Source organism: Rhodoferax sp. (assembly GCF_023700745.1).
Classification (GTDB): domain Bacteria; phylum Pseudomonadota; class Gammaproteobacteria; order Burkholderiales; family Burkholderiaceae_C; genus Rhodoferax.
In genome coordinates this window covers 170,984-196,836 of sequence record NZ_JAMPYG010000001.1, presented here as the reverse complement: position 1 = coordinate 196,836, position 25,853 = coordinate 170,984, and the positions used below count along the sequence as shown (strand labels likewise).

At 58.4% G+C, this 25,853-nt stretch carries 27 protein-coding genes and 2 tRNA genes; 14 read left to right on the top strand and 15 right to left on the bottom strand.

The annotated features are described in order from the left end of the window. Positions 1 to 17 precede the first annotated feature (17 nt). The gene (gene adk, locus NDJ10_RS00995) at positions 18 to 674 is read left to right on the top strand and encodes an adenylate kinase (RefSeq protein WP_296159181.1); all 657 of its coding nucleotides are present in this window, start codon (positions 18 to 20) and stop codon (positions 672 to 674) included. Between the two features lie 101 nt (positions 675 to 775). Here adk and NDJ10_RS00990 read toward each other — a convergent pair whose 3' ends face one another. Then, a complete protein-coding gene (locus NDJ10_RS00990) occupies positions 776 to 1,756 on the bottom strand; it encodes an asparaginase (protein ID WP_296159180.1) in 981 nt (326 codons plus the stop codon). Positions 1,757 to 1,846: 90 nt separating this feature from the next. On the opposite strand from NDJ10_RS00990, the gene lexA reads away from it, so the two are divergent. From lexA to NDJ10_RS00975, 3 genes are all read left to right on the top strand, one after another. After that, complete coding sequence (gene lexA / locus NDJ10_RS00985) at positions 1,847 to 2,524, top strand: transcriptional repressor LexA (RefSeq protein ID WP_296159179.1); 678 nt, start codon at positions 1,847 to 1,849, stop codon at positions 2,522 to 2,524. A gap of 51 nt (positions 2,525 to 2,575) precedes the next feature. Next, positions 2,576 to 2,833, top strand: a complete 258-nt coding sequence (locus NDJ10_RS00980; protein ID WP_296159178.1) for a hypothetical protein — start codon at positions 2,576 to 2,578, stop codon at positions 2,831 to 2,833. Positions 2,834 to 2,895: 62 nt separating this feature from the next. Next, the gene (locus NDJ10_RS00975) at positions 2,896 to 3,903 is read left to right on the top strand and encodes a D-2-hydroxyacid dehydrogenase family protein (RefSeq protein ID WP_296159176.1); all 1,008 of its coding nucleotides are present in this window, start codon (positions 2,896 to 2,898) and stop codon (positions 3,901 to 3,903) included. Here NDJ10_RS00975 and NDJ10_RS00970 read toward each other — a convergent pair. The 4 genes from NDJ10_RS00970 to phaC form a co-directional block, all read right to left on the bottom strand. Next, positions 3,900 to 4,535, bottom strand: a complete 636-nt coding sequence (locus tag NDJ10_RS00970) for a DUF6806 family protein (RefSeq protein WP_296159175.1) — start codon at positions 4,533 to 4,535, stop codon at positions 3,900 to 3,902. The genes NDJ10_RS00975 and NDJ10_RS00970 overlap by 4 nt on opposite strands. 99 nt (positions 4,536 to 4,634) lie before the next feature. Next, positions 4,635 to 5,372, bottom strand: coding sequence for an acetoacetyl-CoA reductase (gene phbB / locus NDJ10_RS00965; RefSeq protein WP_296159173.1), 738 nt, complete (start codon positions 5,370 to 5,372; stop codon positions 4,635 to 4,637). Positions 5,373 to 5,471: 99 nt separating this feature from the next. Next, positions 5,472 to 6,650: an acetyl-CoA C-acetyltransferase gene (locus NDJ10_RS00960; protein WP_296159172.1), complete on the bottom strand. Its 1,179-nt coding sequence runs from the start codon at positions 6,648 to 6,650 to the stop codon at positions 5,472 to 5,474. A gap of 38 nt (positions 6,651 to 6,688) precedes the next feature. Further along, positions 6,689 to 8,413, bottom strand: coding sequence for a class I poly(R)-hydroxyalkanoic acid synthase (gene phaC / locus NDJ10_RS00955; protein ID WP_296159171.1), 1,725 nt, complete (start codon positions 8,411 to 8,413; stop codon positions 6,689 to 6,691). A 109-nt stretch (positions 8,414 to 8,522) separates the two neighbouring features. Between phaC and NDJ10_RS00950 the strand changes: the two genes are divergently transcribed. Then, complete coding sequence (locus NDJ10_RS00950) at positions 8,523 to 8,810, top strand: hypothetical protein (protein ID WP_296159170.1); 288 nt, start codon at positions 8,523 to 8,525, stop codon at positions 8,808 to 8,810. Here the strand turns inward: NDJ10_RS00950 and pgeF are convergent. Together pgeF and ycaO are read right to left on the bottom strand one after the other, a co-directional pair. Further along, on the bottom strand, positions 8,739 to 9,479 hold the full coding sequence (gene pgeF, locus NDJ10_RS00945) for a peptidoglycan editing factor PgeF (protein ID WP_296159169.1): 741 nt from the start codon (positions 9,477 to 9,479) through the stop codon (positions 8,739 to 8,741). The two genes, NDJ10_RS00950 and pgeF, sit on opposite strands and share 72 nt — an antisense overlap. Before the next feature lie 93 nt (positions 9,480 to 9,572). Next, the gene (gene ycaO, locus NDJ10_RS00940) at positions 9,573 to 11,300 is read right to left on the bottom strand and encodes a 30S ribosomal protein S12 methylthiotransferase accessory factor YcaO (protein ID WP_296159167.1); all 1,728 of its coding nucleotides are present in this window, start codon (positions 11,298 to 11,300) and stop codon (positions 9,573 to 9,575) included. Positions 11,301 to 11,403: 103 nt separating this feature from the next. Between ycaO and NDJ10_RS00935 the strand changes: the two genes are divergently transcribed. Genes NDJ10_RS00935 through NDJ10_RS00915 form a run of 5 tightly spaced genes read left to right on the top strand, consistent with a single transcriptional unit; the run spans position 11,404 to position 14,726 of the window. Beyond that, on the top strand, positions 11,404 to 11,706 hold the full coding sequence (locus tag NDJ10_RS00935; protein WP_296159166.1) for an antibiotic biosynthesis monooxygenase: 303 nt from the start codon (positions 11,404 to 11,406) through the stop codon (positions 11,704 to 11,706). 21 nt (positions 11,707 to 11,727) lie between these two features. Then, the gene (locus tag NDJ10_RS00930; RefSeq protein ID WP_296159165.1) at positions 11,728 to 12,423 is read left to right on the top strand and encodes a fumarylacetoacetate hydrolase family protein; all 696 of its coding nucleotides are present in this window, start codon (positions 11,728 to 11,730) and stop codon (positions 12,421 to 12,423) included. Between the two features lie 4 nt (positions 12,424 to 12,427). Further along, positions 12,428 to 12,973, top strand: coding sequence for an NUDIX hydrolase (locus NDJ10_RS00925; RefSeq protein ID WP_296159164.1), 546 nt, complete (start codon positions 12,428 to 12,430; stop codon positions 12,971 to 12,973). A 26-nt stretch (positions 12,974 to 12,999) separates the two neighbouring features. After that, the gene (locus tag NDJ10_RS00920) at positions 13,000 to 13,698 is read left to right on the top strand and encodes a dienelactone hydrolase family protein (RefSeq protein WP_296159162.1); all 699 of its coding nucleotides are present in this window, start codon (positions 13,000 to 13,002) and stop codon (positions 13,696 to 13,698) included. 20 nt (positions 13,699 to 13,718) lie between these two features. Beyond that, positions 13,719 to 14,726 carry an LLM class flavin-dependent oxidoreductase gene (locus NDJ10_RS00915; RefSeq protein ID WP_296159161.1) on the top strand — a complete coding sequence of 336 codons (1,008 nt, stop codon included), beginning with the start codon at positions 13,719 to 13,721 and terminating at the stop codon, positions 14,724 to 14,726. Positions 14,727 to 14,765: 39 nt separating this feature from the next. Here the strand turns inward: NDJ10_RS00915 and NDJ10_RS00910 are convergent, their stop codons facing one another. From NDJ10_RS00910 to uvrC, 8 genes are all read right to left on the bottom strand, one after another. Further along, a complete protein-coding gene (locus NDJ10_RS00910; RefSeq protein ID WP_296159160.1) occupies positions 14,766 to 15,158 on the bottom strand; it encodes a DoxX family protein in 393 nt (130 codons plus the stop codon). A gap of 105 nt (positions 15,159 to 15,263) precedes the next feature. After that, a tRNA-His gene (locus NDJ10_RS00905) sits at positions 15,264 to 15,339 on the bottom strand. 68 nt (positions 15,340 to 15,407) lie between these two features. Then, positions 15,408 to 17,330, bottom strand: a complete 1,923-nt coding sequence (locus NDJ10_RS00900; protein ID WP_296159158.1) for a SurA N-terminal domain-containing protein — start codon at positions 17,328 to 17,330, stop codon at positions 15,408 to 15,410. Positions 17,331 to 17,394: 64 nt separating this feature from the next. Then, positions 17,395 to 17,470, bottom strand: a tRNA-Val gene (locus tag NDJ10_RS00895). Between the two features lie 13 nt (positions 17,471 to 17,483). Continuing rightward, positions 17,484 to 17,756 (bottom strand): HU family DNA-binding protein, encoded by a 273-nt coding sequence (locus tag NDJ10_RS00890; RefSeq protein WP_296159157.1) that lies wholly within the window; start codon positions 17,754 to 17,756, stop codon positions 17,484 to 17,486. A gap of 231 nt (positions 17,757 to 17,987) precedes the next feature. Continuing rightward, on the bottom strand, positions 17,988 to 18,836 hold the full coding sequence (locus tag NDJ10_RS00885; protein ID WP_296159415.1) for a DMT family transporter: 849 nt from the start codon (positions 18,834 to 18,836) through the stop codon (positions 17,988 to 17,990). A gap of 32 nt (positions 18,837 to 18,868) precedes the next feature. Further along, positions 18,869 to 19,435 carry a CDP-diacylglycerol--glycerol-3-phosphate 3-phosphatidyltransferase gene (gene pgsA / locus NDJ10_RS00880; RefSeq protein WP_296159156.1) on the bottom strand — a complete coding sequence of 189 codons (567 nt, stop codon included), beginning with the start codon at positions 19,433 to 19,435 and terminating at the stop codon, positions 18,869 to 18,871. Between the two features lie 42 nt (positions 19,436 to 19,477). Beyond that, positions 19,478 to 21,460 (bottom strand): excinuclease ABC subunit UvrC, encoded by a 1,983-nt coding sequence (uvrC, locus tag NDJ10_RS00875; RefSeq protein WP_296159155.1) that lies wholly within the window; start codon positions 21,458 to 21,460, stop codon positions 19,478 to 19,480. A gap of 26 nt (positions 21,461 to 21,486) precedes the next feature. Here uvrC and earP point away from each other — a divergent pair, with 26 nt between their 5' ends. The 4 genes from earP (at position 21,487) to NDJ10_RS00855 (ending at position 25,842) form a co-directional block, all read left to right on the top strand. Beyond that, the gene (gene earP, locus NDJ10_RS00870; RefSeq protein ID WP_296159154.1) at positions 21,487 to 22,608 is read left to right on the top strand and encodes an elongation factor P maturation arginine rhamnosyltransferase EarP; all 1,122 of its coding nucleotides are present in this window, start codon (positions 21,487 to 21,489) and stop codon (positions 22,606 to 22,608) included. Between the two features lie 99 nt (positions 22,609 to 22,707). After that, positions 22,708 to 23,262, top strand: coding sequence for an elongation factor P (efp, locus tag NDJ10_RS00865; protein WP_296159153.1), 555 nt, complete (start codon positions 22,708 to 22,710; stop codon positions 23,260 to 23,262). Positions 23,263 to 23,345: 83 nt separating this feature from the next. Next, positions 23,346 to 24,944 (top strand): thymidine phosphorylase family protein, encoded by a 1,599-nt coding sequence (locus tag NDJ10_RS00860; RefSeq protein ID WP_296159152.1) that lies wholly within the window; start codon positions 23,346 to 23,348, stop codon positions 24,942 to 24,944. After that, on the top strand, positions 24,925 to 25,842 hold the full coding sequence (locus NDJ10_RS00855; RefSeq protein ID WP_296159151.1) for a ribose-phosphate diphosphokinase: 918 nt from the start codon (positions 24,925 to 24,927) through the stop codon (positions 25,840 to 25,842). The genes NDJ10_RS00860 and NDJ10_RS00855 overlap by 20 nt, the downstream gene beginning before the upstream one ends. Positions 25,843 to 25,853 lie beyond the last annotated feature (11 nt).

Sequence of the window (25,853 nt, the reverse complement as noted above, 5' to 3'; positions counted from 1 at the left end):
AAATACAGAGGACAAGTATGAAGCTGATTTTGTTGGGCGCGCCTGGCGCAGGTAAAGGCACACAAGCCACATTCATTTGTCAAAAATATGGCATTCCGCAAATTTCCACCGGCGACATGCTGCGCGCCGCCGTCAAGGCCGGCACCCCGCTGGGCGTACAAGCCAAACAGGTGATGGATGCCGGTGGCCTGGTCAGTGACGACCTGATCATCAACCTGGTGAAAGAACGCATTGCCCAGTCCGATTGCGCCAACGGCTTCTTGTTCGACGGCTTTCCGCGCACCATTCCCCAGGCAGATGCCATGAAGGCCGCTGGGGTCAAGCTGGACTATGTGCTGGAAATTGATGTGCCTTTTGCAGCCATCATTGACCGCATGAGTGGCCGCCGCTCACATCCGGCATCGGGCCGCACCTACCACGTCACCTTCAACCCGCCCAAAGTGGCCGGGCTTGATGACGTGACCGGTGAGCCGCTGGTGCAACGCGCTGACGACCAGGAAGAAACCGTCAAAAAGCGTCTCGATGTCTACAGCGCACAAACCCGACCGTTGGTTGACTACTACTCCGCCTGGGCCAAGGCAGATCCCGCCCGTGCCCCCAAATACCGCGCCATCAGCGGCACCGGCAGCGTCGAAGAAATCACCGCCCGGGCGTTTGCCGCGCTGGCGGACTAAACACCCCGACATCCATCGGCCCTGTGGGAGCGGCGCCCTCGCCGCGATTGAATCCAAATAACCATCGGCCCGAGGTGGGCCCCTCACAATTCCAGGGCCTCCTACATCAAATCCAGCATCAGGGCCACCCGAGCCTTGACGGGTGAGAGTCCATCGCTGTCAGCAAACGCGCTTCCTGCCACCGGCAGCACACGACCCTCGCCGCATCGGCTGGCGCGGACAACCTTGACTCCCATCTGCTCGGCACGCTGCAGCGCAGCGGCAAGATCAAAATGCAGTGTGCCATTGCCAGTGCCTGCCACCACCAGGCCGCGCAGCGGCGCCACACCGGGCAAGGGCAGCAGCAGCGCGTCAACCACTGCCGCGCTGCCGCCTGCATAGTTCATCACGATCTCCACCCGTGGCCAGCTTGTCATGGCGGCAATTTTTTCAAGCAATATGGCCGCTTGATGGCTCAGCGTCAGCGGCCAGGATTTCACCAGGCGCAAACGTCCTTCTTCCATGAATCCCAGCGGCCCGGCATCCCCCGAACCAAAGGCATCTGTGCGGTACACATGCACTTTCTGCACCGTCAAGGCGTCATGCACCACACCGGCACACATTGCCACTACGCCACAGGCGCCTGGCGTGCGCGCCAATGCGACCGCATCAAGCACATTCTGCGGGCCGTCCGGGCTAAGAGCTGAAGCGGGCCGCATGGCACAGGTCAGCACCACAGGCTTGTGCAATTGCAGCGCAGCCGGCAGCACGGCATGCAGAAAAAATGCGGTTTCTTCGAGCGTGTCGGTGCCGTGTGTGATAACCACACCAGACACCTCGTGTTGGGCTAGATGCTGTTGCACGCGCAGCGCCAGCGCCGTCCAGATAGCAAAACTCATGTCCTTGCTATCGATTTGAGCCACCTGCTCCACCACCAGAGCATGGCCTTCGAGCAGATCCGCCATGCCCGGCACGTCCGCCAGCAATTCGGCCACGCCTAGCTGGGCGGCGCTGTAGCCAATATTGTCAGCAGCATGGGTAGCGGTGCCGGCAATGGTGCCACCTGTACCCAGTACCACAATTTTTTTCAAATTTTTATCCATACCACTTGCGGCTTTCTTTAAACTGGTTAAAAATACAGTTACTGGATAAGAAACCAGTACTTTCATCACCCAGCCATGCCAGGAGCCATCATGTTAACCAGACCCAAACTGACGGATCGCCAGCAACAGATCCTCGATCTTATCCAGCGCGCCATTGCCAGCACCGGGTCTCCGCCCACACGTGCAGAAATTGCCACCGAGCTCGGCTTCAAATCTGCCAACGCCGCCGAAGAGCATCTCCAGGCACTGGCACGCAAGGGCGCGATCGAGCTGGTCAGTGGCACCTCGCGCGGCATTCGTCTGAAAAGCGACACCTTGCAAGCCATCAACGCTTCACGTAGCAAAACGCTGGCGCAGTCGGTGGCTGATTTTGAGAGTCAGCTGGCGCTGCCCCTGGTCGGCCGGGTGGCAGCTGGCTCCCCCATTTTGGCGCAAGAGCACATCGACAAAACCTATTACGTGGAAGACAGCCTGTTCCAGCGCAAGCCAGACTACCTGCTCAAGGTGCGCGGCATGTCGATGCGCGATGCCGGCATCATGGATGGCGATCTGTTGGCGGTGCAAAGCACCCACGAAGCCAAAAATGGCCAGATTGTGGTGGCCCGACTTGGCGATGAAGTCACCGTGAAACGGTTCATGCGACACAACAACCTCATCGAGCTTCACCCCGAAAACCCCGACTACCAAACCATTGTGGTCGAGCCCGGTGAAGCCTTCGAGATTGAAGGCCTGGCGGTCGGCCTGATCCGCAACACCATGCTGATGTAAAACATTCAACTCCCTATGCCACCCTGTCTTAACTCATCCAGAGCACCCACCATGAACATTGCGTACCTGACACCCTCCTTGCTGCCCGGTCTGGCGCCCTTCAAGGCAGGCAGTCCACGGGCCTGCACCCGGGCCAATCCAAGTGTCAAAATCGTCGCAAATGACAATACGCTGCGGCCACTGCGCATCCTGCGTGTATTTGAGGCAGGACAAAAACCATCACAGGTCGGACGCATGGTGATTTCCGGGCGCCTGGCCGACGTCTGTGCCGAACTTGACCGCCTCGCCGCCTTCGAGCGCCCACACTAAAGTCCGTATTTTTAAAGTTATCTCTATCAGAGAGTGCCGCTCGCCAAGGCACAATCCGTGTCATGAACATTGTGATTCTCGACGACTATCAGGACGTAGTGCGCAAGTTGGCCTGCTCGGCCAAATTGGAAACATACCAAGCCAAGGTCTTTACCAACACTGTGAAGGGTTTGGGGCAACTCTCGGTGCGTCTCAAGGATGCCGATGTGATCGTGCTCAACCGTGAACGCACTCAGATATCCCGTGCACTGATCGACAAATTGCCCCGGCTCAAGCTGATTTCACAAACCGGTCGCGTCGGCAACCACATCGACGTCAACGCCTGCACCGAACGCGGCATTGCCGTGGCCGAAGGCACCGGCTCACCGATTGCACCGGCCGAATTGACCTGGGCACTCATCATGGCCGCAACGCGGCGTCTGCCCCAGTACATCGGCAACCTCAAGCACGGCGTCTGGCAACAATCCGGACTCAAGTCCAGCGGCATGCCGCCCAACTTTGGCCTCGGCACAGTGCTCAAGGGGCGCACCCTGGGTATTTGGGGATTTGGCCGCATTGGCCAATTGGTTGCCGGATACGGCAAGGCATTTGGCATGCGGGTATTGGTGTGGGGTCGCGCACCTAGCCGGGAACGGGCCATCCAGTCGGGTTACGAGGCTGCAGCAACCCGTGAAGAGTTTTTTGAACAGTCCGATGTCCTTGCACTGCATCTGCGCCTCAACGAGGAAACCCAGGGCATTGTCCGACTGGAAGACCTGACACGCATGAAGCCCACAGCCTTGCTGGTCAATACCTCACGCGCCGAACTGATCGAGCCGGACGCGCTGATCAGCGCGCTCAACCGCGGGCGCCCGGGTCTGGGCGCTGTGGATGTCTATGAGAGTGAACCCATTTTGCAGGGGCATGCCCTGTTGCGGCTGGAAAACTGCATTTGCACACCGCACATTGGGTATGTGGAGCAGGACAGCTACGAAATATATTTCAGCGCGGCCTTTGACAATGTGGTCAATTTCATCAAGGGCCGCCCCACCAACATCGTCAATCCAGGGGCCTTACAGGTTCGCCGTTAATGCAAATGCCTGGGCTTGCGGCCACCGCCGTGGCCCATACCACCAGAGCCACCTGATCCTCTGGGTGGTTTACCCAGTTGCAATGAACTCACCAATTCATTGAAACGCTGACTGAACAACTGATCAACAGCCGCCACGACACCGCCCAGTTCGGCACCATCAAAGTGGCGTTCCATCAGACTGATCACGTCCTGCACCAGCAAATCGCGTTGCACCTGCATGATGGCCGCTGGATCAGGACCGACAAACAGCATGATAAAATCGTCACGCGACTCGGCTTCGGGGTCGGCCTCTTCGTCCTCATCTTCGAACTCGGTGTCGTAAAACGTGACCTCGATGGCGGCACCGGTCAAGGCAACTTCATTCAGGTTCATGCACATCTCGTCCAGTGCCTGGCGAAAGTCGTCATCACCTTCGACGGTCCAGCACATTTGCAGCAAATGCTCGGCTGAGTCAAACCGAATGCCGGGTTCATCTTCGTAAAAACTGCCCGCCGCGTCGGCCAGCGAGCGCTCTCCGGCGTATTTCCAGAGCGGCTTCAGCGCATCCTGGATATTCTCAAAAGTCACATCACCACGCAGGCTCACCTGGCCATGCACGTGGATTTCAAAAGGGGTGTTGTAGCGTGCCATAGGCTTTAAGTGTACGAGACAATATTCACCCCTTAAAAGCCCAAGCAAGACTATATAAGGAATGATGCCCCGATGCCGGACAGCTACAACACGACCGCTTTAACCCATGTGCAGGCCACCGTTGACCGAGAACTCGGCACCGGTGGCATAGCCACCTTCATCAGACGCCAGCCAGGCAATGATGGAAGCAATTTCGGAGGGTTCGCCCAGACGTTTGACCGGCACTGTGGCAATGATCTTGTCAAGCACTTCCTGGCGGATGGCCTTGACCATATCAGTGCCAATGTAGCCGGGACTCACGGTATTGACAGTGACCCCCTTGGTTGCCAACTCTTGCGCCAAAGCCATGGAGAAACCGTGCATACCGGCTTTGGCAGCCGAGTAGTTGGTCTGACCGGCCTGACCTTTAACGCCATTCACGCTGCTGATGTTGATGATACGGCCCCAGCCATTTTCAACCATGTCGCCAACCACTTGCTTGGTCACATTGAACATGGAGTTGAGGTTGGTTTCGATCACGGCATCCCAGTCTTCGCGCGTCATTTTGACGAACATGCGGTCACGGGTAATGCCGGCGTTGTTGATCAACACGTCGATACTGCCGTGCTCGGCCTTGGCTTTGGTGAATGCCTCCACAGTGGAATTCCAGTTGCCGACGTTACCCGCCGAGGCGTAGAACGTGAAGCCCAGTGCTGCCTGTTCGGCCAGCCACTTGCCGTAATCACGAGTGGGGCCGCATCCGGCAATCACCTTGAAGCCTTCTTTACTCAGGCGCTGGCAGATGGCGGTACCGATGCCACCCATACCGCCGGTGACGTAAGCTACTTTTTGACTCATGAAATTACTCCTCTTTGCGAACACAAATGCTGATTAAAACGAGTAGTTGGCAAATTTAAAAAATGCCTAGCAACAAGCTTTTGAATTATCAAGGTTAAATCAACGCTCCAGGCAGAGGGAAACCCCCATGCCGCCGCCAATGCACAGCGCGGCCAGACCCTTTTGGGCATCACGGCGCTGCATTTCGTGCAGCAGGGTGACCAAAATGCGGCAACCGGATGCACCAATCGGGTGTCCCAAGGCAATAGCGCCACCGTTGACGTTGACTTTGGCGGTGTCCACAGCGAGCTCCTGATTGACAGCGCAGGCTTGGGCGGCAAAGGCCTCGTTCAATTCGAACAGGTCGACGTCAGCCACGTTCCAGCCAGCACGGGCCAGCGCCTTGCGCGAGGCAGAGACCGGGCCCATGCCCATGATGGCGGGGTCCAGACCGGTGGTACCAAAGCTCTTGATGGTGGCCATGGGTTTGAGGCCCAGGGCAGCCGCCTTGCTGGCTTTCATGACCATGACGGCAGCAGCGCCGTCATTGATGCCGGAGGCATTGCCAGCGGTGACGCTACCGGCTTTGTCAAAGGCGGGGCGCAGACCGGCGAGGCCTTCGGCATTGGTTTTCTTGTTGATGAATTCGTCGGCGTCAAACACCAGCGGGTCGCCTTTTTTCTGGGGGATGACAACAGGGACGATTTCGTCCTTGAATTTGCCAGCCGCCTGGGCGGCAGCCGCTTTTTGCTGGCTGGCCAAAGCCAGGGTGTCCTGCATTTCGCGGGTGATGCCTTGGGCTTTGGCGACGTTTTCAGCGGTGATGCCCATGTGGTATTTGTTGTAGACGTCCCACAAGCCGTCGTTAATCATGGTGTCAACCATTTTCCAGTCGCCCATGCGCTGGCCGTCGCGGCTGCCCATGAGAACGTGCGGCGAGGCGCTCATGTTTTCCTGGCCACCGGCAATGACGATTTCACTGTCGCCAAAGGCGATGGACTGGGCTGCCAGCATGACGGCCTTCAAACCAGAGCCGCAAACGGCGTTGATGGTGAGGGCTGGCGTTTCTTTGGCAATGCCGGCTTTGAGCATGGCTTGGCGGGCCGGGTTCTGGCCGGCACCTGCGGCTAGAACCTGACCCATGATGACTTCACCGATCTGGTCGGTGCTGACGCCAGTGCGCTCGAGCAGGGCCTTGATGACGATGGCACCCAGGTCGGGGGCTGCAACTTTGGCCAATGAACCACCAAATTTGCCAACGGCCGTACGGGCTGCTGCAACGATAACGATCTCTTCCATGATGTCTCCTGAGTCCTAGTTAAAAAATGGGATGAAAATTAAGCCTTGGCCTTGACGTAGCGGCCTGGCGCGGGCTCGATGGCCTTGTACTTGCCTTTGCCATAGGTCTTGGGCGCAGCGATTTCTTTGCCCGCCTGGGCGGCCAGCCAGTTGGACCAGTCGGTCCACCAACTGCCCTTGTGCTCGGTTGCGCCGGCGATCCACTGATCAACCGATTTGGGCAACTTGCCGTCTTCGCGGATCCAGTGACTGCGCTTGCCCTTGGCCGGTGGGTTGATGACACCGGCAATGTGGCCAGAGGCGCCCATGACAAAGCGTTTTTTTCCCGGCAGATATTGAGTGGAAGCATAGGCACCACCGATGGGCACGATGTGATCTTCGCGTGAGCCGTAGATGTAGACCGGCATGTCAACCAGATTGAGGTCAATCTTTTCACCGCAGACGGTGGCCGCGCCGGGTTTGGTGAGGTTGTTTTCGAGGTAGGTGTTGCGCAGGTACCATGCGTAGAACGGGCCTGGCAGGTTGGTGGAGTCGCTGTTCCAGTAGAGCAGGTCGAACGGTGGCGGCGTTTCGCCCTTGAGGTAGTTGCCCACCACATAGTTCCAGACCAGGTCATTGGGGCGCAGGAAGCTGAAGGTCATGGCCAGGTCCTTGCCCTTCATGAGGCCGCCCTTGCCCATTTCCTGTTCACGGTATTTGACAAAGCCTTCGTCAATGAAGACGTCGAGCACGCCAGTGTCGGCGAAGTCGAGCATGGAGGTGAGGAAGGTGGCGCTGGCCACCGGCTTTTCGCCGCGCGCTGCCAGTACCGCCAGGGCACTGCCCATCATGGTGCCGCCGACGCAAAAACCCAGCGTATTGATGGTTTTGGCGCCCGTGATGTCCTGCGTGACCTGGATGGCCTTGATGACCGCTTTTTCGATGTAGTCGTCCCAGCTGGCTTTGGCCAGCGAGGCATCGGGATTGCGCCAGCTCACGACAAAGGTACGGTGACCTTGGGCCACGGCGTAACGGATCAGTGAGTTTTCTGGCTGCAGATCAAGGATGTAAAACTTGTTGATCGACGGGGGAAACAACAGGAACGGCTTTTCAAAGACGGTTTCGGTCAGCGGTTTGTACTCAATGAGTTGGAACAGCTCGTTCTCAAAGACCACCGCACCTTCGGTAGTGGCGACGTTTTTACCGACTTCGAAAAGACTCTCGTCGGTCATCGACACATGGCCTTGCTGCATGTCGTGCAACAGGTTCTGGATACCCTTGGCAATGCTCTGGCCCTGGGTCTCGATGGCTTTTTTCTGCGCTTCGGCGTTGAGGGCCATGAAATTGCTGGGGGCCGAGGCCGCGGTGATCTGTTCCACAGCGAAGCGGATTCGGGCACGGGTTTTGGCATCGGTCTCTACCGCTTCTGCCATTTGGCTGAGCGTTTTGGCGTTGAGCAAATACGCAGCCGCCGAAAAGGCGGCTGTGGGATTGGCAGCCCAAGCTTCGTCGGCAAAGCGGCGGTCAGCGAGTTGGTGCTTGCCCTGGGCGCTGTTGGCCCACAATTCAGCGGCGTCGGCCAGAAACTGCTGTTGCAGTTGTTGCAATTTTTCGGCCGAAAATTTGATGTTGGGCGCTTTGACCGTGGGAGCCAGGAGTTTGGTACTGGCCTCGCCGAGGTCCATGTTCTGAAACGACTCAAATGCTTTGCTCAAGCTTTCGGCCATGGATTTCTGTAGATTCTGTGCCGATTGCAGCCAAACTTCCGAAGCGTTTTCGTTCATGCGTATCCCTATTTTGTTGTGGTCAAAAAATAATTTCGATAGTATCTTAGGTCAAGTCCTTCGAAATCCTGACATACCCCGATTTTCGTCAATAAATACCCTCTTCACCATGTACATCGTTGCAATTGCCTGGCTCTATGTGGCCATTCTCATGGCTGTGGCCGAAGCCACCCATACTGCAGGCACACTGCTCGGCGGCATCTTCACCTTTGTTTTGTATGGTGTGCTGCCCCTGGTATTGGTGTTGTATGTGATGGGAACTCCGGCACGCCGGCGTGCCATCAAGGCGCGGGAAGAAGCAGAACTCCGTGCCGCACAGGCCACCTCAGCCCTCGCGCCAGACGCTGGCGCAGAAGCGGCCGGTGACCCGGTCGCGCCGGTAGGAAAAGAAACATGACGCATTGCCAACTGTGCACCAGGACGGACTGCTGTCGTTGCCGTGAATCTGGCTGACGCCCAGAGCACGCAGTCGCAATCGCGCCAGGGCGGCCAGGTCCGCCAGCCATTTACCAGGGAGCAGCGGTTTAAAGCAGTCGGCCGCCAGTGGCTCGTTGGTGCTGAAGGCTGCGCGCACTTCATCTCCCACCTCGAACGCCTGCGGGCCAATACACGGACCAAGCCAGGCCAGAAGCTCATTGCCCTGCATCCGTTTAACCGTCGCCTCCAGAATACCAATCCCACCCTGCCCGGCCAAGCCGCGCCAGCCGGCGTGAGCCGCAGCCACCCGGTGACCATCGGCGGTGCTGAACAACACCGGCAGGCAGTCGGCCACCATCACGGTGCAGGCCACGCCAGACTGGTCGGTCACGCAGGCGTCTGCCACGGTGCCGTCCGGTGTGGAGGCATCCAGTGACACCACCTGAAGGCCGTGGACCTGGGTCAGGAATACCGGGCGTGCGCCAATGGCCTCTTGCAAGATGACCCGGTTGGCGGCCACATGGACGGGGTCGTCACCGACGTGGTCGCCCAAGTTCAGGCTGTCATAGGGCGCATCCGACACACCGCCCATGCGCGTGGTGCAAATCGCATGGACGCCGTCGGGCGCAGGCCAGTCAGGCGTCAGCATCTAAAAGGCCCTGCAGTTGTAGGAGGCCCGCCCTCGGGCCGAAGGCTGTTTGGGGGCATTCGCGGCGAGGGCGCCGCTCCCACAACAGCATCATCAAACTGCGGCATGGATCTTGTCATAGGCGGCCAGTAGTTTGTGGTGCATCTCGCACCCGTCCAGCGCCAGGCCGGGTGCGCCCAAGCCCATGAAACGATCTTCCTGCATGATGAGTGCATGCGCCTGCGCCAGCGGGCCGGCACCGTAGAGCAGCGCCAGGGTGTCAAGGTAGGGGCCGCTGTCGCCAATGTCAGCCAGGTTGATCAGGTTCTGGATGCAGGCATACACGCGCTTGCGTTGCGGGTTGACCTGGTCGAAGTTCAGAATCCATTCGCAACCTTCAAGGGTGGCGGCTTCGTCGCCCACCGCTAGAGCCAGCAGGGTCTTGAGTTCGCCCAGACGCAAGTCGCTCCAGAAAGATCCGGCATCGGCCGCCAAGCCAATCAAGCCAGCCACCGGACGGTGGTCCGCCAGACTGGATTCGTTAAGCGTTTCGAGCAGATCGGTACATTCTTCGTCATCCAGATCGGAGAGGTTCAAGACGGCTTCGCGGAACTGATTGGCGACGCTGTTGTTTTCAAACTCCAGGTCGTCCATTGGATAGATCTCGGACAAACCGGGCACCAGAACACGGCAGGCATAGACCCCGAGCTGGGTGAAGTCTGCAATGTAAACCTCATGGCCGTCTTGCTGCAAACGCGCCAAACTCCATGCGTAGTCTTCGGCCGTGGTATTGCTGAAGTTCCAGTCGACAAATTCGAAATCAGGCACATCCCCCAAGAACTTCCAGTGAATGACGCCGCTGGAGTCAACAAAATGGATCTCAATGTTGGTCGAACTCGCGGTTTCTTCCAGGTCAAAGCCGGGTGCCGGGAAGCCTGACAACGCGTCCAGTGCCCGACCCTGCAGCAATTCGGTGAGCGCACGCTCCAGCGCGACTTCAAAACGGGGGTGGGCGCCAAAGCTGGCAAAACAACCCTGATCCAGCGGATTCAGCAGCGTGACATTCATCACCGGGTACTGGCCGCCCAACGATGCGTCCTTGACCAGGATGCCAAAACCGGCTTCACGCAGCGCGGCGATGCCACGCGCAATGCGTGGGTAGCGGGCTATCACGGCCTCGGGCACGTCGGGCAGGCACAGGCCCTGGCTGATGATGCGGGCTTTGATGGCCCGCTCGAAAATCTCGGACAAGGCCTGGGTGCGCGCCTCCATCTGGGTATTGCCCGCCGACATGCCGTTGCTGACATACAGGTTGCCGATCAGGTTGACCGGGAAGTAGACCGTTTTGCCATCGCTCTGGCGCACATAAGGCAGGGCGCAGATGCCGCGCTCGGTGGCACCCGAGTTGAAATCGACCAAGCTACTGGCATCGATGTTGCCCTGCGGGTTGTACAGCGAGTGCAATTCGGGCGTGAGCAATTCGGCAGGCCACTGCTCGTCTGCGGGCACGTCGAACCAGCGCTCCTGCGGAAAATGCACATGGGCACGTCCGGTTACATCGGGTCCGAGGTAAAAATGGGTCCAGAAATAATGGGTGGACAGGCGTTCAAAGAACTCGCCCAAGGCGCTGGCCAGGCAGGCCAGGCGGCTGGCACCCTTGCCGTTGGCGAACAGCAGCGGACAGTCGCGGTCGCGGATATGCACTGACCAGATGCTGTCAACCGGGTTGAGCCAGCTGCGCTCTTCGATGTGGAAACCCAGGGCTTGCAGCTTGCCTTGCAGTGTGCTGATGGTGGATTCGAGGGCGGCATCTTTGCCGGGAATAAAGGTTGTATGGTTCATATCCCCAGCATACCTCATGGTTCAGCGGCTGCGGTCCAAGCGCTGGATTGAAAACGCTAGACTCGCAAGTTACAGAATTAACCCAACCCCAACGGAGACCTTCATGATTCTTGAACTTGCCGACTTCTCGATCCAGCCCGGCCAGAACGCTGCCTTTGAGGAGGCCATTCAACGCGGCCTGCAAACCGTCATTGCGCAGGCCAAAGGATTTGAAGGCTTCAAGGTCAACCGCTGCATTGAAAACCCGCAACGTTACATTTTGCAAATCTTCTGGACCACGCTGGAAGACCACACGGTAGGATTCCGTGGCTCCCCGGCGTTCACAGAATGGCGCGCCATCGTCGGGCCGTTTTTTGCCAGCCCACCGGTGGTTGAACACTTCGAGCTGGTCGCCAAATCGGCCTGAACCCTCTATTAAAAACCCGCCATGAACACCGTTTTTCCTCCCTCACCCACTGTGACCGTGCCTGTGGTCGGCACCGCCGCCTTGTTCCCGGTGCACCGCATCTACTGCGTGGGCCGTAATTACGTCGAGCACGCCCAGGAAATGGGTCATACCGGACGTGAACCTCCTTTTTTCTTCATGAAACCGGCCGATGCGGTGCTGGTGGCATCGCCTGGCACCAGCACACCACTGCCCTACCCCGGCCTGACCCAAAACCTGCACCATGAAATGGAACTGGTGGTGGCAATTGGCAAGGGTGGCAAAAATATTGCCGTGGCGCAGGCCGAGCAGCATATTTTTGGCTACGCCGTGGGCCTTGACATGACCCGGCGCGACCTGCAAAACGCGATGAAGGCGCAGGGCCGCCCGTGGTGCATCGGCAAAGGGTTCGACCACTCGGCGCCGATTGGTCCCATTACCCCCAAAGACGCCGCGGGTGACATCACACACGCCAGCATCAGCCTGCAAGTCAACAACGTTGTGCGCCAAAACAGCACAGTGGAGCAGCTGATCTGGAACATTGCCGAGACCATTGCCCAACTTTCAACCGCCTGGGAGTTGCAGCCCGGTGACCTGATCTACACCGGCACGCCAGCCGGCGTGGGTGCCGTGGTACCGGGCGACACGCTCAAGGGCAGCATCAGCGGCCTGACAGGCATTGAATTGAAGGTGGTGTAGATTCATGCACCGGGCCCCGATCAAACATTGCAAAAACTGCGGCACCGCCGTAGTTTACCGGTTGCCTGACGATGGCGACACCAGACATCGTGCGGTGTGTCCGGTCTGCCAGACCGTTCACTATGAAAACCCGCTCAATGTAGTGGGCACCATTCCGATCTGGGGCGACAAGGTCTTGCTGTGCAAACGCAACATTGAGCCACGCTGGGGCAAATGGACGCTGCCTGCGGGCTTCATGGAACTCAATGAAACCGTGAGCGAAGGCGCAGCACGCGAGACCCTGGAAGAAGCTGGTGCCCAGTTCGAGATGGGCGAGTTTTTTTCGCTGGTCAATATCCCACGCGTGGGGCAAGTCCACCTGTTCTACCGTGCCCACCTGCTGAGTGACCAGTTTGATCCTGGCATTGAAACCCTTGAGACGCGTTTGTTTGCCGAGGAAGAAATCCCATGGGATGAGATCGCCTTCAGGACCGTGGGTGAAACCCTGAAGCGTTTTTTTGCCGACCGCCGCCAGGGCAGTTATGCCATTCATGTCTTTGACATCATCTGAACTTCAATTTACAGAGGAACACGCATATGAACAGCACCACCATTTCAATTCCCAGCCACGATGGTCGACAGTTTGACGCCTATCTTTCACTGCCGCCAACAGGTCACGGACCGGGCTTGGTGATCATTCAGGAGATCTGGGGCGTCAACGATCATATCAAGGCGGTGGCCGATCAATACGCCATGGACGGCTATGTGGTGCTGGCCCCTGATGTGTTTTGGCGGCAGGAGGCCAATGTCAATTTGAAGTACGACGAGTCCGATACCCAAAAGGCGTTCCAGCTGATGACCAACCTGGACGAGGCCAAGGCCGTGGCCGACCTGGTGAGCACGGTCAAAGCCCTGCGTGCCCGGCCTGAAGTGAGTAGCAAGGTGGGCTCGATTGGCTTTTGCATGGGCGGGCGCCTGAGTTACCAGCTGGCGGCCAGCGCTGCGGTTGATGCGGCCGTGTGTTACTACGGCGGCGGCATCCAGAACCATCTGGACAAGGCGCCCGCTGTGCAAGGGCCCATCTTATTTCACTACGCCGCGTTGGACGGGTACATCCCGGCAACGGCGGTAGCCAACGTCAAGAAGGCCTTTGAAGGCCGTAGCAACGCGCAATTCCATGTGTACGAAGACGTTGACCACGGCTTCAACTGCTGGGGTCGCCCGATGTACCAGCAACGTGCCGCCGCGCTGGCGCGTGGCCGCACGCTGGCGTGGTTGTCAGAGCAGCTGGTCTGAAGTTGCTGTTGGCAAGCACGATGAACGCACTGCAAAACACCGCGCTGTCCATGCTGGATCTGGTCAACCTGCGCGCAGGTGGCACGGTGGCGCAGGCACTGGCCAATTCCTTGCGTACGGCGCAGCATGCGGAGGCGCTCGGTTTCACCCGGTACTGGCTGGCCGAGCACCACAACATGGCCAGCATTGCCAGTTCGGCCACGGCCGTTTTGGTTGGCTACATTGCCGGGGGCACACAACACATCCGGGTTGGCTCGGGCGGCATCATGCTGCCCAACCATGCGCCGCTGGTGGTGGCCGAAGCCTTTGGCACACTGGCCGAGTTGTACCCCAACCGGATTGACCTGGGCCTGGGCCGCGCGCCGGGCACAGACCGGGTCACCATGCAGGCGCTGCGCCGCGACCGGGTCGAGAGCGAGCAGGATTTTCCGCGCGACGTCGCCGAGCTGCAATATCTGCTGGGGCCGGTACAACCAGGCCAGCGCATCATCGCCATGCCTGGGGCCGGCACCGAGGTGCCGATCTGGCTGCTGGGTTCCAGCCTGTTTTCAGCCCAACTGGCAGCAGAACGCGGCCTGCCTTACGCCTTTGCCTCGCACTTTGCACCACGGATGATGCAGGCGGCCATTGACCTGTATCGCCGTTTATTCAGACCATCTAGGAGTTTGAGCAAGCCATTTGTCATGATCGGCGTGCCCTTGATCGCAGCATCCAGTGATGACGAGGCGGAATTTTTGGCCAGCAGCACCTACCAGCGTGTGCTGGGTATCCTGACCGGTGAGCGCAAACCCCTGCAGCCACCGGTCAAAGACTTCATGCAGCATCTGCATCCCCAGGAGCGCGCGGCCATCGCCGACTTTCTGGGTGCCGCTGTCATCGGTGGCCCTGACAAGGTCCGCGCCGGGCTGACGACCCTGGCACAACAGACGCAGGCCGATGAATTCATGCTAGTGTGCGACATTTTTGACCCTGCGCTGCGCCTGCTATCCCTGGACATCGCCGCTGGGGTTTGCGCCAGACCAGGCTAGCCGTCAGACAACAGCTCCCTCGCCCTGTTGACAGATTGCTCAGGTCTTGCGCGGCGCCATCAGGGCGATTGCCAGGGACCCGAAGAAGTACAGGCCCTGCAATTCCAACGCCCAGCCACCGCTCTTGCCCAGCGTGAAGAACTGGGAGGTGTGTACCAATGCCACTGCGACGACCATGTTGAAAGCCATAACGAGCGCTGCCGGAACCACCATGACGTTGGCCAGAACCAGCAACGGCGCGACCACTTCACCAAGCATTACCCCGTATGCCAGGAAAGCGGGCAGCCCTACGCTGACCAGCATGCCTTCAATGGGGCCCAGGCCATTCAACAACTTTGCGATACCGTGCAAGATTAACAGTCCAGCAACAGAGCAGCGAAGAAGAAAAAAACCGGCTACTGGCTGGTGAAACGCCGAGAAGAAACTTTTCATGGTTATCTCAAAGAGTTGGGTTGGGGCGTACATGATGTCAACGGGACAGAGAACTGAAAAGAAAAACCCCACTATCAATTAAATAGCGGGGTTTCTTGAATTACCTGGGGTGGCTGATGGGGCTCGAACCCACGACAACAGGAATCACAATCCTGGACTCTACCAACTGAGCTACAGCCACCGTAACTCGAATTATAACCGATGAAACCTTATCCTGGCCTCGAAATCGTCAGGATTTCAGCTTCAAAATCACACGGCTCCTTGCTGTTTTTTTACTGGATTGGGCACCAGGATTTCGGCTTTGAGCTTCTCTTTCAGCAAGGCGTAATAGGCTTGCGTTTCGGCACCAGTCCACCACTGTGCGTATTGGTTCCGGCTCTGACGCAATGTTGCCTCTGCCGTTGCATCCAGTGACACCACACGATTGACACGAACCAGCGCGTAGCCTTGCGGTCCCAAATCAACCCCTACCCAAGCAGGCAATTTGGTTGGGTCAACACGCAAAGCTGCAAGCAAGACTGGCGCCGACAAATTGAGCGCCTGATCGCGTGACACAACCTGGACGGCAGGCAGGCTGGCAGGTGCCGTACCTGCTTGCCAGAGCGCCAATTTTGCTGCGCCATCGTTTTTAGCCAACTCCGCGGCTCGGGCGGTAACGACCTGTGCGCGAACCTGAGATTGAACCTCGGCCAGCGGCAGCGTTCGGGCTGGTTGATACTGCACCACACGGCCCGCCACCAAATGATTGGCAGCTGTTTCAATGGCTTCGGTATTGCGCTTGCTGCTGATGGTGTCGGCAGCAAACAGCGAACTCAGAAATTTCTCGTTGGCAAGGACACCGGTCGTACCGGGCAAGGGTTGACGCAAGAGTTTGTCGACCGTTTTGATCTCGAGTTTGAGCTTGTCGGCAACGGGTTTCAGGCTGTCAGACTGTTCGTACACCATGTTGGTGAAAACCTCGGCCGTTTCTGCATATTTGCGCTGCGCCTGCTGGCCTTTCAGGTCAGACTCGATACTGGCCCGAAGCTCATCAAAAGAGCGCTTTTGGGGCAACTTGATGTCGGTGAGCTGAATGATGTGAAAACCGAAGTCAGACTCGACCACGTCGCTGATGGCCCCTTTTGCCATTGCAAAAGCAGCATCTTCAAACGGCTTGACCATGGCTCCGCGTGCAAAAAAACCCAGGTCACCGCCTTTGGCGGCAGAGCCAGGGTCCTGCGAATTCTTTCTGGCAATATCGGCAAAAGTGGCAGGGTTGGCGCGTACTGTCTTTAACAGTTCATCTGCCTTCAACCTGGCTTTGTTGCGCTCAGCTTCGGCAGCCTCTTTGGGCGCATTGATCAGGATATGGCTGGCACGGCGCTCTTCGACACCACTCAAACGTTGTGCATTTTGATCGTAATACGACTTCAGTTCAGCCTCTGGAATCTGAATGGACTTCTTGACGGCGTCAAGGTCCAGCACCACGTACTCAACCTGGGCTTGTTCAGGCGCCTGAAACAGGGATTGATTCTTTTGGTAGAAAGCATCCAGATCCGCCTCGGTGGGCTTGACCTCGGTCGCATAGTCTTTGGCCAACAAATTGATCACCTGGACTTCGCGTTTTTCAAAAAAGGACTTCAAGGCCACGTCAGCAAGCACCGGCGAGACCAAGCCTGTGGCGCTGACACCCGCTTCGACTTGTTGCCGTGCCAGATTAATGCGCACATTGTTCTCAAATCCTTCAGGCGTCAGACCCTGGCTGGCAGCCAACTGGCGATAACGCTCCATATCGATCTTGCCGTCTGCCTTGCGCAGCGAGGCGATCATGGGGTCTTCCTGTAAGAACCGTGCCAAACGCGCATCGCTGGTGGATAGTCTGGCCTGTTCTGCAGCCTGTGCCATCACTTGTTCATGCACCAGGCGTTCCAGAGTTGCATAACGGGCTTCAGGGGAGTCCAGTAATTTGGCATCGATATTGGGCATGGAGGCACGCAAACGGTCTGCTTCCGCGCGATGCGCCGCATCCCACTGGGCTTGCGTGATGTCCGTGCGACCAACACGCGCAACCGGCACATCAGACTCGTTCATACGGCTGTAACCATCAATACCCAACAGTACAAAAGAGGGAATGATGAGCAGGAACATCACCATCATCATGATTCTGGTGTGCTTCCGGAAAATATCGAACATGCGCAAACTCTCCTATGTGGAAACAAAAAAGGCGAACACGGTGTTCGCCTTTGCTTTGAGTAAGTGGTGGGTGATGACGGGCTCGAACCGCCGACCTACGCCGTGTAAAGGCGCCGCTCTACCAACTGAGCTAATCACCCCACCGATAACGGGTCAATTCAAGGCATCTTTCAAAGCCTTGCCTGGACGGAACTTGGGAACCTTGGCAGCCTTGATTTTAATCGAAGCGCCAGTACGAGGGTTACGACCGGTCCGGGCTGCACGTTTACCAACAGCGAAAGTACCAAAACCAACCAGGGCGACTGAGTCACCTTTTTTCAGGGTTGATTTGACAGCGTCAATGGTGGACTCGAGCGCTCGTGCCGCTACCGCTTTGGGAATGTCAGCATCTGTGGCAATGAAATCAATTAATTCAGTCTTGTTCACAATAAACCTCTCACGGGAGTTGTAGTCGAATGTCTCTTTAATCTTTTTTTGAGGGAACCTGGCCGCTCGAAGAGCACCAAATAAAACAACTATATTCAGATGATTTTTAACACGATAGCAAAATAGATTCTAGACGGGTTTGGCCCATAAGCCAGCTCCCCTATGGCAAATTTTTCATGACTGGATTGACCGGACGATCACAGATGCAAGAGCAGGTGCGCATGCTCGGCATCAGGTGAGTTTGGGCTGGCGTACCACCAGCGCCACCCCCAAAGCCGTTAACAGTGTGCCCACCACCGTGGTGAGCGTGATGGGTTCGGCAAACAGGATCCAGGCCATCAAGGCCGTCACGGGTGGCACCAGATACATCAGGCTGGTCACCGAAGCGGCTGCGCCTTTCTGGATCAGCAGGTATAGCAAGGAACTACCGCCCAGCGTCAACGCGAGCGCTGACCAGGCAATGGCGCCCAGCAACTCGGCGTGCCATCGGATGGCTTCCGATTCCAGCGCCGCCAGCGGCAGCGTGACCAGCAGCGCGGCGCCCAACTGAACCGTATTGGCGGTGCGCACATCGCACGATGTGACGAAGCGTTTTTGGTACAAGGTGCCAATCGTGATGCTGAACAAGGCGCCCACGATCAGCGACATATTGAGCCAATTAGCCTCGCCGCCAGTGCCAAACTTGCGTGACACCACCATCACCAGCCCGATAAAACCCAGCACCAGGCCAAGCCATTGACGCCTCAGAATCTTGCTCCCGGTAGCGGCCAGCCAGAGTGCTGTCAGCACAGGTTGCAAGCCCACAATCAAGGCTGACAGACCGGAGCCCATGCCGAGCTTGACCGCCGCCCACACGCCTCCCAGATAACCCGCATGCATAAACATGCCCGTGACTGCAAGATGCAGCCATTGCCTGCGCCCGTTTGGCCACTCGACCCGTGCCAACACAATCCAGAGCATGAAGCACGCGATGGACAGGGCATAACGCATCACCAGGAATTTAAAGGGGGGCGCATGGGGCATGCCGTAACGCGCCACAATGAAACCGGTGCTCCAGATCAGCACAAACACCGCTGGCATGGCCCGGATCAAGGGCCGCTCGATGGCTGCCGTCACTTCACACGCGACCTGATTTCAGGCAAGGCTTTTTGCAGGTAATAGACCATCGACCAGACGGTCATGATGGCGGCAATCCAGATCAGCCAGACACCCCACAGATGCGTGTCGATGGCACCGAACAACAGGCCGTCAAACAGCAGGAATGGAATTGCCACCATTTGTGCCGTGGTCTTGAGCTTGCCGATCATGTGCACGGCCACACTCTTGGCAGCGCCAATTTGCGCCATCCATTCGCGCAGAGCAGAGATGGCGATTTCCCGGCCGATGATGATCAGCGCCACAAAGACATCGGCACGCCCTAAATGCACCAGCACCAGCACACAGGCGCAGACGAGAAACTTGTCGGCCACCGGGTCCAGAAAGGCGCCAAAGGCAGACACCTGGTTGAGCTTGCGCGCCAGGAAACCGTCAAGCCAGTCAGTGGCGGCAAAGACCACAAACATGATGGTGGCGACCAGGTTGCGGGTGGCTGGCTCAATGGGCAAATAGAACACGCCCAGGATCAAGGGAATCGCCACAATGCGAGCCCAGGTCATGAGGGTGGGGATGGTCCAGAACATGCCTCAATTGTGGCACGCGTTACCTCGCAAAAAGGGGGCTTGTCAATGCAGGGCGCGGTAAATTTCTGCCGCCAGCTCGGTGGAAATGCCTTCGACCTGGGCAATGTCGGCTTCGGACGCCAGCGCCACGCCGCGCACACCGCCAAAGCGCTGCAGCAGGCGCGCGCGCCGTTTCGGACCAATACCCGGTATTTCTTCGAGCTTGCCGCCGTCCATGCGCACCTTGGCACGCGCTGCACGCATGCCGGTGATGGCGAAGCGGTGCGCCTCGTCCCGGATCTGTGCCACCAGCATCAGCGCGGCGGAATCCTTGCCCAAATAGACCTTGTCACGGCCATCGGCAAACACCAGTTCTTCCAGACCGATGCGCCGGCCCTCACCTTTTTCCACGCCCACGATCAGTGACAGGTCCAGCCCCAATTGTTCGAACACCTCGCGCGCCATCGACACCTGGCCCTTGCCACCATCGACCAGCACCAGGTCGGGCAAGCGGCCCGTGCCTGCGGGCAAGGTGCCGGATTGTTTGGCCTCTTGCATGGTTTCGGCCAGCTTGCCGTAGCGACGCAACAGCACCTGACGCATGGCGGCGTAGTCATCGCCCGGGGTGATGTCGTTGATTTTGAAGCGACGGTACTCGGCGCTCTGCATCTTGTGGTGATGAAATACCACGCATGAGGCCTGGGTCGACTCCCCTGCCGTGTGGGAAATATCAAAACATTCCACCCGCAGTTCGTCCAGATTGTCGAGCGCCAGATCGAGCGCCTCGACCAGCGCGCGGGTACGGGCTTGCTGCGAGCCCTCTTCGGCCAGCAGCCTGGCCAGTTGCAGCCCGGCATTGGTTTGGGCCATTTCCAGCCAGACCCGGCGTTGCTCCCGCGGATTGTGCACCGCACTGACCTTGACGCCAGTTTGTTCAGACAGCGCCTGCAACAGGCCCTTGTCCACCGGCACGCTCACCACCAGCGAGGGCGGTGCGGGCACGTTCAGGTAATGCTGGGCAATGAAGGCATCGAGCACCTGCATTTCCAGGCTGCGCACGGCGCCAATCGCCTCGCTGGCGTCACCCTCCTCCAGCGTCGCTGCGTCTTCGATATGGACCGGGAAATAGGGCCGGTCGCCCAGATGCCGCCCACCACGCACCATCGCCAGGTTGACGCAGGCGCGACCGCCCAGCACCTTGACCGCCAGAATGTCCACGTCACGATCTGACACGTTGTCCACTGATTGCTGGTGCAGTACGTTGGACAGTGCCGCCACCTGGTTGCGCAGCTCGGCGGCCTGCTCAAATTCGAGCTTCTCGGCATGCATCATCATGCGGGCTTCGAGCTCGCGCATCACTTCACGCGCGTCGCCATTCAAAAAGCGCTCGGCATCGGCCAGATCCTGCGCGTAGGCCTGCGGCGAAATATGTCCCACACACGGCCCCGAGCAACGCTTGATCTGGTACAGCAGGCAGGGCCGGGTGCGGTTGTTGAACACCGGGTCTTCGCAGGTGCGCAGCCGGAACACCTTTTGCATCAGCAAAATAGCCTCCTTGACCGCCCAGGCGCTTGGGTAGGGACCGAAATAATGGTGTTTTTTCTCAACCGCACCGCGGTAATACGCCACCCGGGGAAACTGCTCGCTGCCGGTCTTGCCGAGCGCCGTAATCTTGAGGTATGGGTAACTTTTGTCGTCCCGAAACAGAATGTTGTATTTGGGGTTGAGCGTCTTGATCAGGTTGTTTTCCAGCAGCAGCGCCTCGGCCTCGGAGCGCACCACGGTGGTTTCCAGCCGGGCAATCTTGCCGACCATGTGGCCAATGCGGGTGCCGCCATGGTTTTTCTGGAAATAGCTTGACACCCGTTTTTTCAGGTTGATGGCCTTGCCCACATAGAGCACGTTGCCTTGTGCGTCGAAGTAGCGATAAACCCCTGGCAAGGCCGGCAAGCTGGCCACATCGCTGAGCAATTGCTCGGGGTGGGCCGGTAAGGGGGCAATCTCAGTGACCACAGCGGTCGGAATGTTGGAAACGTTTTCAGACATAGGGGCGTATTGTGGACAATCTCGCCATGCAATGCCAATCACCCATCCCCAAACTGCGTTGGGACATTTTTTGCCGGGTCATCGACAACTTTGGCGACCTCGGGGTGTGCTGGAGACTGGCCTGCAATTTGGCCGGGCGCGGCCAAACGGTGCGCCTGTGGGCCGATGATGTGTCCGCCCTGGCCTGGATGGCGCCGCAAGGTGCGCCGGGGGTTGAGGTAAAGACCTGGACTGCGCCCATCAATATGACCGGCATCACGCCCGGCGAGGTCATGCTGGAAGCCTTTGGTTGCGAAATTGATGAGGAGTTCATTGCTGAATACGCAAAAAATTTAAGGAATAGCGGCCAGAAATGCGCCTGGATCAATCTGGAATACCTCAGCGCCGAAGACTTTTCAGCGCGTTGCCACGGCCTGCCCTCACCGGTCATGAGCGGCCCCGGGCGTGGCTTGACCAAGTATTTTTTCTACCCAGGTTTCACAGCCAGTACCGGTGGGCTGTTGCGCGAGCCTGATCTCCTGGCGCGACAAGCGCGGTTTGACCGTCAGGCATGGCTTGCCGAGCAGGGCGTGCCCTGGCGGGACGAGCGCCTGGTGTCGCTGTTTTGCTACGAACCCGCCGGTCTGGGTGAACTGCTGGTCACTTTGGCGAAAGACGTGCAACCGAGCCGCTTGCTGGTGACCCCAGGGCGTGCCAGTATGGCCGTGCGAGCCGAAGTGGCCAAAATGCACCGGCTTGATCCCTTATGGAACCAGCGTGCGGCGCTCTCATTCTTTTACCTTCCCCAATTCAGCCAGCATGATTTCGACCATTTGCTGTGGGCCAGCGACGTGAATTTTGTGCGCGGCGAAGACTCGTTGGTGCGCGCCCTGTGGGCCGGCAAACCCCTGGTGTGGCACATCTACCCACAACACGATGGCGTCCATGCGCACAAACTCGATGCGTTTCTGGACTGGTTGGGGGCTCCCGCTTCGTTGCACGCATTTCACCGCCGCTGGAATGGCCTGGATGCGTCAGACCCGACTTTGCCGGTCGCGCCCTTCCAACCCGACCGCTGGCAGGACTGCGTGACTCAGGCGAGGGCTCGGCTATTGGATCAACAGGACTTGATCACCCAGTTGCTCCGTTTTATTGCAAAAATCATTTAAAATAGCACGTTTTGCGGCATCGGCTTGGGTTCACTAAAGTCGTGACCGCCTTCGCCGCCTGATGCGCGGCCTACTCTCACTCTTTGGTTACGCTTTTTTATGAAAATCGCTCAAGAAATTCGCGCCGGCAATGTCATCATGCACGGCAAAGACCCCATGGTCGTCCTGAAAACCGAATACGCCCGTGGCGGCCGCGGTGCTGCCACTGTGCGCATGAAACTCAAAAGTCTGATCGCCAACTTCGGCACCGAAGTGGTGTTTCGGGCCGACGACAAAATCGACAACGTGATCCTCGACAAGAAGGATTGCACCTACTCGTACTTTGCCGATCCCATGTACATCTGCATGGACGAGGAATACAACCAGTACGAAGTCGAAGCCGAAAACATGGGCGACTCGCTCAGCTACCTTGAAGACGGCATGCCGCTTGAAGTGGTGTTTTACGACGGCAAGGCCATTTCGGTCGAGCTGCCCACCAGCGTGGTGCGTGAAATCACCTGGACCGAGCCAGCAGTCAAGGGCGACACATCAGGCAAGGTGCTCAAGCCCGCCAAACTGGCCACAGGCTTCGAAATCGGCGTGCCAATTTTTGTGGCGCAAGGTGACAAGGTCGAAATCGACACCCGTACCGGCGAATACCGCAAGCGCGTCTAAAGCACGTCCCAATAGGGATAACCGGACCCAAAGGCTTCTTCGGAAGCCTTTTTTTATTGGAATTTTCGGTGTAGGCTACGCCCATGAAACACACCCATGTGCAACAGCCCTCACCGGCTGGCCAGCTCCCCCAGGAGCAGGCAAGTTCCAGGCTCGCCTTGCGCCGGGTCGCCATCGATACCTACCGTGAAAACGTGGCTTACCTGCACCGCGACTGCGCGTTCTACCGGGCCGAGGGTTTTCAGGCACTTTCCAAAGTCGATGTCAGCGCCAACGGCCAGCATATTGTGGCCACGTTGAACGTGGTCGATGACGCCGCCATCGTGGGTTGCCATGAACTGGGACTGTCTGAAGATGCCTTTTTACAGCTTGCCGTACCGCAAGGCCATGTGGTGTCGGTGGCGCAGGCCGAGCCACCCGCCTCGATCGGCGCGCTCTACCGAAAAATTGCGGGCGAACGCCTGGGTCGTGAAGACTTTCAGTCCATCGTCAATGACATCGCCGAGCTTCACTACTCAAAAATCGAACTGACCGCTTTTGTAGTAGCTACCAACCGCGATGAACTGGACCGCGAGGAAGTCTATTTTTTGACCGAAGCGATGGCCGCCAGTGGCAGAAAACTCGACTGGCATGACACTCTGGTGGTGGACAAACACTGCATTGGCGGCATCCCTGGCAACCGCACCTCGATGCTGGTGGTACCGATCGTTGCCGCTCACGGCCTGCTCTGCCCCAAAACCTCGTCACGCGCCATCACATCGCCCGCCGGTACCGCCGACACCATGGAAGTGCTGGCCAATGTGGAACTGCCTTTCGAGCAATTGGCAGATATCGTGCGCGACCACCGCGCCTGCCTGGCCTGGGGCGGTACCGCCAAGCTGTCGCCGGCCGATGATGTGCTGATTGCGGTTGAGCGACCTCTGGCCATTGACTCACCCGGACAAATGGTGGCGTCCATCCTGTCGAAAAAAATCGCGGCCGGCTCGACCCATCTGGTGCTTGACATCCCGATTGGTCCAACCGCCAAAGTGCGTTCCATGCCCGAGGCACAGCGGCTGCGCAGGCTGTTCGAATATGTCGCCAGTCGCCTGCACCTGTCGCTTGATGTGGTCATCACCGACGGGAGACAACCGATCGGACGTGGCATTGGCCCCATGCTGGAGGCTCGCGACGTAATGCGCGTGCTGGAGAATGACCCGCAAGCCCCCAACGACCTGCGGCAAAAAGCCTTGCGTCTGGCCGGACGGCTGATTGAATGCCATCCCGATGTGCGAGGCGGCGATGGTTTTGCCATTGCCCGCGACATTCTGGATTCGGGCCGCGCGCTCGCAAAAATGAACGCCATTATTGCGGCCCAGGGCGCCAAGGATTTTGACTACAACAATCCACCCCTTGCGCTGCTGACCTTTGAGGTTTGCGCGCCCACAGACGGTGTGGTCACCAATATTGACAATTTTCAGGTAGCCCGTATAGCCCGCTTGGCCGGTGCGCCCAAAGTAGCCGGCGCGGGCATTGATCTGTTTCAGAAACTGGGGGATACCGTGGTGGCGGGAGACCTTTTGTACCGGGTCCATGCCAACTTTCAGAGCGATCTTGGCTTTGCGCGCCAGGCGAGTACGAAGTTCAGCGGCTACACCCTGGGCAAGGCCAGCGAAGTTCCGCATGTCTTTGTGGAGTTCTGATGCCATGCTGTTGTACTTCGAAGATGAGTTGAACAGCGCCACACGCCTGGCGCAGGCGGCCCAAAGGACAGCCAGCATGGTGGAGCGGCACCGTTTCCCCGATGGTGAAATCAAACTGCGCCTGCCCGCTGCATTGCCCGCACAGGTGTTGATTTTTCGCACGCTGAACAACCCAAACGACAAATTGATTGAATTGCTGCTGCTGGCGCAGACCGCGCGCGCACTCGGCGCAAAACACCTGACGCTGGTGGCTCCGTATCTGGCCTACATGCGTCAGGACATGGCCTTTCGCCCCGGCGAGGCCATCAGCCAACGCATTGTCGGAAAGTTCCTGGCAAGCTTGTTTGACGCGCTGATCACCGTCGACCCGCACCTGCACCGGGTGGCGACCCTGCAGCAAGCCGTGCCCGTGGCCCATGCAGTGGTTCTCAGCGGAGCCGCTTTGCTTTCCGACTGGATTGCAGCGCAGCGGCAGCAGCCTTTGCTCATCGGACCCGATGAAGAATCGGCGCAGTGGGTCGCGCGGGCGGCCGAACGCCACGCCTTCGATCACGCGGTATGCCGCAAAGTACGCCATGGTGACCGGGATGTCGAGGTCGCGCTGCCCGACATGGCGCTGGCAGGGCGACAGGTCGTTCTTCTTGATGATGTGGCCAGCACGGGGTATAGCGTCAGCCGCGCAGCCCAACTCCTGCTGGCAGCGGGTGCCACGTCAGTCGATGTGGCGGTCACCCACGCCCTGTTCTCGGACCAGGCCCTGCAAATGATGCAGGACGCGGGCATCGGTGAGGTCTGGAGCACTGACTGCGTTGCGCACTCCAGCAATGCAGTCAGCATGGCCAGTGCCCTTGCCAAGGCCCTGACCCAGCTTGAACCTACGTGCTCTATTCATCGGTGAAAATGGCTGTC